The following is a 9,226-nucleotide window of genomic DNA, read 5'->3' as shown; positions in this document are numbered from 1 at the left end:
ACCTTATCAAACGACGCCGCCCCTCACCCGGCCTTCGGCCACCCTCTCCCCGTAAACGGGGAGAGGGGGATCAAGGCCGATGGCAATGACTAACGACACCGCTGCCCCAATCGTTCGCGCCGTTGCCAAACTCTGGCGACGTCTGACGCGCCGCAATTCGCTGGTCGGGCGGCTGATCCGGCTGGCCTCCATGTGGTTCATCTTCTCGCTGGTCATTACCGGCATCGCGCTCACCGCCTATTTCCACCAGGCGGCGCTTCAGCGATTCCAGCTCAATGTCGGCCAGATCGCCGACAATCTCTACGCCGATACCGATATCGCCAGCGACGGCCACATTACCACGCCGGTCTTTTTCGATACCCGCACCAACCGGGTCTATTCCGGCCTTTACTGGCAGGTCAGCGAAATCAACGTTCAAGGCAAGATGATCGACCAGGCGCGGTCGCGCTCCCTGTGGAGTGAGCGCATCGTCGTGCCGGCGAAAACCCTGGCGGCGGCGAAAAGCCGGTCGGGCGAGCCTGTTTTCTATGACAGCCTGGGGCCGAACAAGGCGCCCTTGCGCGTGGCGGCGATCTATTCGATGATCGATGATCGCGCCTTTGTGTTCCTGTCGGCCGAGGATCGCGCGCCGATGGACAAGGATGTTCGCCGCTTTGCCCTGCTGACAGCGGCGGCGCTGTTCATCCTGGCCCTTGGCTCGCTGGTGGCCATCTTCATCCAAGTGCGGGTGGGGCTGCGGCCGCTATTCGACCTGACCGGCGAAATCGCCGATGTGCAGAGCGGCAAGCAGCAGCGACTGGTCAAGACCTATCCGGCGGAAATCACCCCGGTGGCGACCCAGCTCAATGCCTTTCTCGACTATTCTCAGGAGGTGGTGGAGCGCCAGCGGATGCACGTCGGCAATCTGGCCCATGCGCTCAAGACGCCGTTATCGGTGCTGATGGCGACGGCGGGCGATGCGGAAGGGCCGCTGCCGGAAACCATGCGCAAGCAGGCCGAAACCATGCGGGCCCAGGTCGATCACCATCTGCGGCGAGCGCGGGCCGCGGCGCGTTCGCAGGCCATGGGCGAACGGACGGCGGTGGAGCCGGTGTTTGACGAACTGGCGGTGATGTTGGAACAGGTATTTCAGGACAAGGGCGTGATCATCGACTGGCGCGCGCCGGAAGACCTGGCCTTCCGCGGCGAAAAGCAGGACCTGCAGGAAATCGCCGGCAACCTGTTGGAAAACGCCTGCATCTGGTGCAAGCGCAAGGTGCGGATCACCGCCGAATTCATCGCTGCCGACCAAACGATGAACCTGGCCATAGAGGATGACGGTCCGGGGCTGGACGAGGCGCGGTTCGATGAGGTGCTGAAGCGCGGCGCGCGGCTGGACGAGAGCGTGCCGGGCTCCGGCCTGGGGTTGTCGATCGTCGATGAACTGGTGCGCGCCTATGGCGGACGGCTGCATTTCGAGCGTTCCCCGTGGGGCGGTTTGAAAGTGCTGGCGAAGCTGCCGGCCATTCTGTCCGAACAGGCAGGGTGAGCGGATACCCGTCAGACAAAATTAACCGGATCGTTACTATGATGCGATTTCCCTAAAGCGTTGCGGCGTAAGGATTTCCGGTTTTGGCAGGCTTGATAGCCGAAAAGCGCATGAATATGCTCAAAGGGCTGGTTCGCACCCTGCCCCAGGCATCGCTGCGCTCGCTGGAAATGGCCCTGGGCCTGACCAATGAGGCCAGGATGGTCGAGGTCCGCGAGCTGATTGCGGCCGAGATGGCATTCCGCCAGGTACGCGAGACGGTCTTCGCGCCGTTCATGCCGCTGTTCCGCGCGCGCGCCGATGGCCTGGCCGGGGTCAGGTTCGAGCCGTGGATCGTCAATGCCCTGTGGTCGGCGCTGGGCACAAGCGAGCCCGATCTCTGTGCCGAGGCGCAAGCGACCTTACGCACCTTGCGCGCGGAAGACCCGACGCCGGTGGTCTTTTTCCGGCTGGTGACGGCGGCGGCCCATATCTGCCATGAGACACCGGAGATCATTCTGCGGCCGGACGCCAATGAGGCAGACCGTGCGGCGGTGGCGGAATTCGGCCATTATCTCGACCTGCACCGGCTGGCCCGTCAGGTATTGGCGCGGCTCGATGATTTCATGGGGCGGATCGATGCCGATAAGGCCGCGGCCCTGCGCGTCATGTTCGGTGACGCCAGCGATCTCGATATCAACGGCGGCACGCGCTTTCTGGAGATCATCTTCGCCAATCTGGACGACGGCGCCCAGATCATCAAGTTCGTGGCCATTGTGTCCGACCGGCCGAACGACCGTTTCCTGGCCGAATCGGAGCTGGCGGATTTCGGTATACGCATCCTCGACCGCATCGAAGCGGACCTGGCGGCCATCAAGGCTTTCATGGGCGGCAAGGGGCAGGTTTGCGACGATCCGGCCGCGGCCGGCGAGCGGGTGGCGCACTGCCTAAGCCAGATTCAGGCGTTCGGGCACTATGTCGAGCTGACGCGCGGCGGCCCCTGGGGCAAGCGGGTCACCGAGGCCCAGAAGACCATTGCCGGCCTGGTCGAGCACCAGCTCAAGAGCGCGGAAAAGGCACTTGAAGGCGTCATGCCGATGCGCACCGAACGGGTCTATGGCCGGGTCAAGAAGGAGGTGCCGGATTATGCGCGCGTGCCGCCGGATGCGGTCACGGCCACGGCGCACGGCGTCCTGACCTTTATCCGCAAGGTGCGGCCGATCGCCATGTCCGGCGGGTTCGCCTCCCTCCAGGCCAAGACGGCCGAAGCCTGCGAACTGACGTTGGATGCCTATTTCACCGAATTGCTGGCCTTGGCCAATGGCGATGAACCCTTTGATGCGGAGCAGTTGCTGGCTGGATTTGAGCGGATTACCGACCTGATGGAAGCCCTGTGTGGCGAGGAAAAGGCGCAACTGGCGCGACGCCGTGTCGCGTCATCGGACCTGATGAACCCCTCGAAATCCGTGGCCTGAGCCTGTATAGGCTTTCTTTTGGCCTGAAATCGGCTATTGAGGCCACATGCTCCTGCTCATCCTGACCTGCCTGCTGATCTGCGCCGCGCTGATGGCGCTGGTGTGGGCATGGCAACGGAAACGCGGCGCAGCGTCCGGACTGACGCAGGAAAAGGCGCTCTATGCTGGCTTTGTCGCCGATCTGGAGCGTCGGCAGGCGCGGGGAGAGATCGACGACATTCAGGCGCAGGAAGAGCGGGCGCAGGCGGCGCGCGCCCTGTTGAAAGCCAGCGAAACGGTGGCCGCCGATGTGCCGGTAAAACCGCTTTATGGCTATGTGGCGCTCGGTATGACCGCAATCCTGAGCCTGGCGGTTTACCTGACGGTCGGTCATCCCGATCAGCCGGATCAGCCCTACAAAAAGCGCCTGCAAACCTGGACGCGTCTGGCCCAGACCAATCCGGATGTTTTGCCACCCCAGGCCATGGCGGCGGTGCTGCGGCAAGGGCAGGCGGGGCACGCCAATGATGTGACCTATTGGCTGTTCCTCGGCCGGATCGATATGCTGGCGGGCAATAATTATGCCGGGGCGCAGGACTATGAAAAGGCGCGGGCGCTATCACCTCAGACGTTTGCCGCCTGGTCGGAGCTGGGCGAGGCCCTGACCTTTGTCGGCGGCGGCACCAGTGGACCGGAAGCGGTGCAGGCGTTTGAAAAGGCGCTGTTGCTGAACCCCGATGATGCGCGGGCGCACTATTATCTCGGTCAGCAAGCCCTGGCTGAGGGAAGGTACGAAGCGGCGCGCGGGCACTATGAAGCGGCTCTGAAGACCATGGCGCCGGACGATGTCAGCCGGCCGCAGGTGCTGGAAGCATTGAACAGTATTGGTCCGGCAGAAGCGGCGGCCAAGGCGATGAATGCGCGCATTTCCGGCATGGTGTCAGGGCTTGAGGCGCAATTGCAGGCCGATCCGGAAAATGCCGACGGCTGGGCGCGGCTGCTGCGCTCCTATGATGTGCTGGGCGACAAGGCGGCGCATGACAGGGCGCGGGCGGCGATGCAGGCACATTATGCCAATCGGCCGGAAGTCATCGCTGATATCCTGACGAAGGCGCAGACGCGCGTCGGGTCGGAAAGGGAGGCGAAATGAGCTTTTGGCCGAAATCTGTCAAAGCCCGGCGACGCCTGACGATTTTCCTGATCGCCGCACCGGTGTTTATCGCCGCGGTAGCCCTGAGCCTGTATGCCCTGAAAGGGACGGTCGTCTATTTCTATACGCCAGCGCAGTGGATCGAGGCTGGTGTGCCGGTGGGCAAGACGGTGCGGTTGGGCGGCCTGGTCAAGCCGGGCAGTGTGGTGAAGACGCCGGACGGCGTGACGCGTTTTACCGTACAGGACAAGATGAAGGAAATCGCCGTCGTCTATAAGGGCGAACTGCCGGATCTGTTCCGCGAAGGGCAGGGGGTGGTTTGCGAAGGCGAGGTGACGGGGGAGACGGCCTTAAAAGCGACGCAGGTTCTGGCCAAGCACGACGAGAAGTACATTCCAAAGAACGTGCAGAAAGAGCTGGAAAAGCAGGGTGAATGGCGTCCGGAAGCGGGAATGGATAAGCCGAAGCCGGTCCAGAGGCCGTTTCAATGAGGGGGCGAAATAACTTCTCCTCCCCTACGCAGCGGGGGAGGTGTCACGGCGAAGTCCGTGACGGAGGGGGCCGTCCCTCGCAAAGAAGCGCCCCCTCCGTCAGCGACACCGGCCCTGCGGGCCTCGCGCTGCCACCTCCCCCGCTGCGCAGGGGAGGAGAGTAGATTTCATGACCCATATCAATGAAATCGGCACCTACTGTCTGGTCCTCGCCTTCTGTTTCTCACTGGCGCAGGCGGGGCTTGTCGTTGCCGGAAAGGGACGCGGCATCGCCCGCTATGCCGAGGGCCTGTCTCTGGCCGGCGCCGTCAGCATCGTCATCGCCTTCGCTATCCTGATCTTCGCCTTTATCCGCTCCGATTTTTCGGTGGTGAATGTCGCCGAACATTCGCACACCGACAAGCCGCTGCTCTATAAAATCTCCGGCGCCTGGGGCTCGCACGAAGGCTCGATGCTGCTGTGGTGTACCATCCTGCTGGTCTATGGCGCCATGATCACCCTGCGCGGGCAGGGTCTGCCGGAATCCTTGCGCCTGAAGGCCCTGGGCGTGCAGGGCCTGCTCGGCGCGGCCTTTGTCGGCTTTACGTTGTTCTCCTCCAACCCGCTGGCGCGGCTGGCGGATGCCCCTCTACAGGGACAGTCGCTCAATCCGGCCCTGCAGGACCCGGCGCTCGCCTTCCATCCGCCCATGCTTTATCTCGGTTATGTCGGCATGTCGGTGGTGTTTTCGTTCGCAGTGGCGGCCCTGATTGAAGGCCGGCTGGACCGCGCCTGGGCCAGATGGGTCAGGCCGTGGGCGCTGCTGGCGTGGAGCTTCCTGACCATCGGCATCACGCTCGGCGCCTTCTGGGCCTATTATGAACTGGGCTGGGGCGGCTGGTGGGCCTGGGATCCGGTGGAGAACGCTTCCTTCATGCCCTGGCTGGCGGCCACCGCGCTTTTGCATTCGGCCATCGTCATGGAAAAGCGCGACTCACTCAAAGCCTGGACGGTGTTTCTGGGCCTGCTGGCCTTCACCTTCTCGATGATGGGGGCCTTCCTGGTGCGTTCGGGCCTGCTGACGAGCGTGCATTCCTTCGCCGTCGATCCGCAGCGCGGCATATTGCTGGCAGCGATCCTGCTGCTGACGGCCGGCGGCGGCTTTGCCCTGTTCGCCCTTCGCGCGCCGACCCTGGCCCCTGGCGGCCTCTTCGCCACGGTCAGCCGCGAAACGACGCTTGTGCTCAATAACCTGCTGATCTCGGCGGCGCTATGCTCGGTCTTTCTGGGTACGCTCTACCCGATCCTGATGCAGGCCCTGTTCGACAAGACCATGTCGGTGGGCGCGCCCTATTATCTGGCGGTCTTCGGGCCGATCATGATCGTGGCCCTGCTGCTGGTGCCGGTTTCCAGCCTGATGTCGTGGAAACGCGCCGACCTGAAAGGCGTGTTGCAAAGGCTGGCGGCGGCTTTCGCCGTGGCGGTGCTGGCGGCGGCTATCGGTTCGCTGTTTTACAAGGGGCCGACCTTTCTCAGCGAGGCGGAGTATCTGGTGGGCCTGATCGTCGGCTTCTGGCTCATCTTCGGTACGCTCAAGCTAGTGCTTGAGCGCATTATGCCCTCAGAGGCCGGGCAGGCTCCTCGCAAAAGCTCGGGCGGGCAGTCGCCCTTGCCAAATCTTACGAAAAGATTTGGGGGCGCACTTTCGCGTCTGCCGGGCGTGCCGCTGGCGACCTGGGGGATGATTTTTGCCCATATCGGCCTCGGTGTGTTTGTCCTGGGCGCGGTGGTGGAAGGCCATCAACGCTTAAGTGTCATGCAGGGCATGGCCTTGGGGGATAGTGTGAAGCTGGGGCAATATGAGCTGCGTTTCCAGTCGCTCTACCAGACACCCGGCGCCAATTACGATGCGCAGGGCGGGGTGTTCGAGGTGAAGGACGGGCAGGGGCGCGTGATCTGTCAGCCAAAGCCGCAGCGCCGGTTCTATCCGGCGTCAAACCAGGTGCAGAGCAAGGTGGCTTTGTGCTTCACGCCGCTGGATGATCTCTATGTGGTGATGGCGGAACCGCAGGCCGGTGCTGACGGTATCATGTCGTGGCAGGTGCGTTTCTTCTATAATCCATGGGTGCGGCTGATCTTCTTCGGGCCGCTGCTGATGGCGCTGGGCGGGTGCTTAAGTCTAAGTGATCGACGCTTAAGGCTTGGGATTGTGCAGAAGGCGGCGAAGGGATGAGCTTGAAGAGAGCAAGAAACCCCACCACCAAAGCGCAAGAGCGCTTTGGTCCCATGGCTGGCGAAAGCTATACTTTCGCTGACGCCAAACCCCACCGAAGGTGGGGAGGTATGATATGGTTTTTGATTGTCTTGCCGCTGCACGCTTTCGCGGCCACGCCGCAGGAGGAGGGCCGCGCCCGGCAGTTGTTTACCGAGGTGCGCTGTGTCCAGTGCCAGAGCGAAAGCATCGCCGATTCGGACGCTCAGATCGCCGGAGACATGCGCCGCGAAATCCGCGCTGATATCGCCGCCGGCAAGACGGATGCGCAGATCCGCAAGGAACTCTTCGCGCATTATGGCGATTATGTTCTTTTTCGGCCGAGATTTTCAGTGGGCAACCTGCTGCTGTGGCTGCTGCCGCCGCTGATCGCCATAATCGGCGGTGCGATCCTGTGGGCTTCACGGCGAAAGCCTGAAAAATCAGGTGATTATGCCTTGAGTGCGGCCGAGGAGAAAAAGCTTCGTGATATCCTGAAGAAACACGATTGATGTCACGATTTTGCCTCACCGCTTTGATTACATAAGGACGAAACCGGGATTCTTCGTGAGTCCGATACGGTTTGTGGTTGTAATCGCCCCGCTTAACGCTCAGATATCTGACTAAACGCGGCTTATTCGTACGGATAAAGGTAGGATTATGGGGAATTGGAATTTCAAAGCGCTGCTGAAAAATCGTTCGGCAGTGGGTGGCGCTGTCGCCGGTCTGGTCCTGGGCGCGGGCGTCGCCGGCGCGGCCATCACCGGCTTCGGCTCGCACGGCATCGGCGCGGGCTATGACGGCGCGCAACTGATCAAGACCGCCGACCTGACCCCGGTCAAGCCGCCCGCCGGCGCGCCCATGTCCTTCGCCGACCTGATCGAGCGCGTCTCGCCGGCCGTGGTCTCGATCGAGACCAAGGGCAAGATGAAGATCGACACCGGCATCCCGTCGCTGCCGGGCTTCAGCTTCCCCGGCCAGGATGACGGTTCCGGCCAGAAGGAACAGGAGGTCCGCGGCGCGGGCTCCGGCTTCTTCATTTCGGCCGACGGCTATGTCGTCACCAACAACCACGTCATTGACGGCGCCGATGAGATCACCGTCAAGCTGACCAATGACAAGGAGCTGAAGGCCACTGTAGTGGGCCGCGATGTCGGCACCGACCTGGCCGTGCTCAAGGTCGAGGGCACGAACTTCCCGTTCGTGCGCTGGGAACTGGAAAAGCAACCCCGCGTCGGTGACTGGGTCATCGCTGTCGGCAATCCGTTCAACTTCTCGAACACCGCCACGGCCGGCATCGTTTCGGCCTATGGCCGTGATCTGCGCGACAATTCCTCGGGTCCGGACTATACCGACTATCTCCAGATCGACGCCGCCATCAACCGCGGCAATTCCGGCGGCCCGACCTTTGACCTGTACGGCAAGGTGATCGGCGTCAACACCGCCATCGTCACGCCTTCGGGCGCCAATGCCGGCGTCGGCTTCGCCATTCCGTCGGATGTGGCCAACAAGATCACCAGCCAGTTGATGAAGGGTGTCAAGATCGAGCGCGGCTATATCGGCGTCACCATCCAGTCGGTGACGCAGGAAAATGCCGAGGCGCTCGGCATCACTGATGTCACCGGCGCCTATATCGCCGAAACCACCCGTGGCGGTCCGGCGGACAAGGCCGGGGTGCAACTGGGCGATATCGTCAAGTCGGTGGATGGCAATCCGGTCAAGAGCCCGACCGAGCTGACCCGCCGTATTGCCGATGTCAAGGTCGGTGAAAAGGTGACCCTCGGCGTGCTGCGCAACGGCAAGATGATCAACCTGACCCTGACGGCGGCTCTGCGGCCTTCGGAAGAAGACCTGTTGAAGGGGCTGAACGGCCAGAGCGGCGGGGACGACAGTTCGTCCAGCGGTTCGGCCAGTGGTTCGGCGCCGGTCATCGGCCTGTCGGTCAAGGCGATCACGCCGGATGTCCGCAAGGCGTTTGGCCTCGACGACACCAGCAATGGCCTAGTCATTACAGATGTGGCGGCCAATTCCGATGGCGACCAGAAGGGTCTGAAGCCGGGCGATGTCATCGTCCTGGCCAATAACCAGCCGGTGACCACTCAGGCGCAGTTCTCCGGCATTGTGGCTGACCTGAAGAAGCAGAGCCGCCCCAGCATTCTGCTTCTTGTTCGCCGCGAGGGTCGCAATATCGCCCTGCCGCTGTCGCTCAAGGACGATGCCGCGAAGAAGTGATTTTTCTCCTCCCCATGACAATGGGGAGGTGGCGCGCAGCGCCGGCGGGGCGCCCCGCCGGCCTTTAATGGGCCAATTCCCCCACCCCAGCGTCGGGCGGGAGGAGATGTCAGGCTCTTAATTGGCAATTTTGACTTGGAAAAGGGTCGTTAGGCGAGGTAT

Annotated in this window: 7 protein-coding genes; all 7 read left to right on the top strand. The window is 62.6% G+C overall.

Annotation, left to right across the window (positions count from 1 at the left end; translation table 11 throughout):
* The first annotated feature begins 85 nt into the window (after positions 1-85).
* The 7 genes from ACTHND_RS19305 to ACTHND_RS19275 all read left to right on the top strand — a co-directional run bounded on the left by ACTHND_RS19305 (position 86) and on the right by ACTHND_RS19275 (position 9,064).
* Positions 86-1,528: a sensor histidine kinase gene (locus tag ACTHND_RS19305; protein WP_440179603.1), complete on the top strand. Its 1,443-nt coding sequence runs from the start codon at positions 86-88 to the stop codon at positions 1,526-1,528.
* Between the two features lie 110 nt (positions 1,529-1,638).
* Positions 1,639-2,982, top strand: a complete 1,344-nt coding sequence (locus tag ACTHND_RS19300; RefSeq protein ID WP_440179602.1) for a hypothetical protein — start codon at positions 1,639-1,641, stop codon at positions 2,980-2,982.
* Positions 2,983-3,028: 46 nt separating this feature from the next.
* Positions 3,029-4,111 carry a c-type cytochrome biogenesis protein CcmI gene (gene ccmI / locus ACTHND_RS19295; protein WP_440179601.1) on the top strand — a complete coding sequence of 361 codons (1,083 nt, stop codon included), beginning with the start codon at positions 3,029-3,031 and terminating at the stop codon, positions 4,109-4,111.
* On the top strand, positions 4,108-4,602 hold the full coding sequence (gene ccmE / locus ACTHND_RS19290) for a cytochrome c maturation protein CcmE (protein ID WP_440179600.1): 495 nt from the start codon (positions 4,108-4,110) through the stop codon (positions 4,600-4,602). Before ccmI ends, ccmE begins: the two co-directional genes overlap by 4 nt.
* Before the next feature lie 169 nt (positions 4,603-4,771).
* Positions 4,772-6,814, top strand: a complete 2,043-nt coding sequence (locus tag ACTHND_RS19285) for a heme lyase CcmF/NrfE family subunit (protein ID WP_440179599.1) — start codon at positions 4,772-4,774, stop codon at positions 6,812-6,814.
* A 53-nt stretch (positions 6,815-6,867) separates the two neighbouring features.
* Positions 6,868-7,344: a cytochrome c-type biogenesis protein gene (locus ACTHND_RS19280; RefSeq protein ID WP_440179598.1), complete on the top strand. Its 477-nt coding sequence runs from the start codon at positions 6,868-6,870 to the stop codon at positions 7,342-7,344.
* Positions 7,345-7,492: 148 nt separating this feature from the next.
* On the top strand, positions 7,493-9,064 hold the full coding sequence (locus ACTHND_RS19275; RefSeq protein ID WP_440179597.1) for a Do family serine endopeptidase: 1,572 nt from the start codon (positions 7,493-7,495) through the stop codon (positions 9,062-9,064).
* Positions 9,065-9,226 lie beyond the last annotated feature (162 nt).

The sequence above is a fragment of the Asticcacaulis sp. genome (assembly GCF_051954415.1).
GTDB lineage: Bacteria > Pseudomonadota > Alphaproteobacteria > Caulobacterales > Caulobacteraceae > Asticcacaulis.
The sequence above is the reverse complement of the archived record's forward strand: the minus strand, read 5'-3'. Positions and strand labels throughout refer to the sequence as shown.

Excerpts from the sequence above, each read along its gene's own strand:
- ACTHND_RS19300 (WP_440179602.1), top strand. The coding sequence starts at position 1,639 with ATGAATATGCTCAAAGGGCTGGTTCGCACCCTGCCCCAGGCATCGCTG.
- ccmE (WP_440179600.1), top strand. The coding sequence starts at position 4,108 with ATGAGCTTTTGGCCGAAATCTGTCAAAGCCCGGCGACGCCTGACGATT.
- ACTHND_RS19275 (WP_440179597.1), top strand. The coding sequence starts at position 7,493 with ATGGGGAATTGGAATTTCAAAGCGCTGCTGAAAAATCGTTCGGCAGTG.
- ccmI (WP_440179601.1), top strand. The coding sequence starts at position 3,029 with ATGCTCCTGCTCATCCTGACCTGCCTGCTGATCTGCGCCGCGCTGATG.
- ACTHND_RS19305 (WP_440179603.1), top strand. The coding sequence starts at position 86 with ATGACTAACGACACCGCTGCCCCAATCGTTCGCGCCGTTGCCAAACTC.
- ACTHND_RS19280 (WP_440179598.1), top strand. The coding sequence starts at position 6,868 with ATGGCTGGCGAAAGCTATACTTTCGCTGACGCCAAACCCCACCGAAGG.
- ACTHND_RS19285 (WP_440179599.1), top strand. The coding sequence starts at position 4,772 with ATGACCCATATCAATGAAATCGGCACCTACTGTCTGGTCCTCGCCTTC.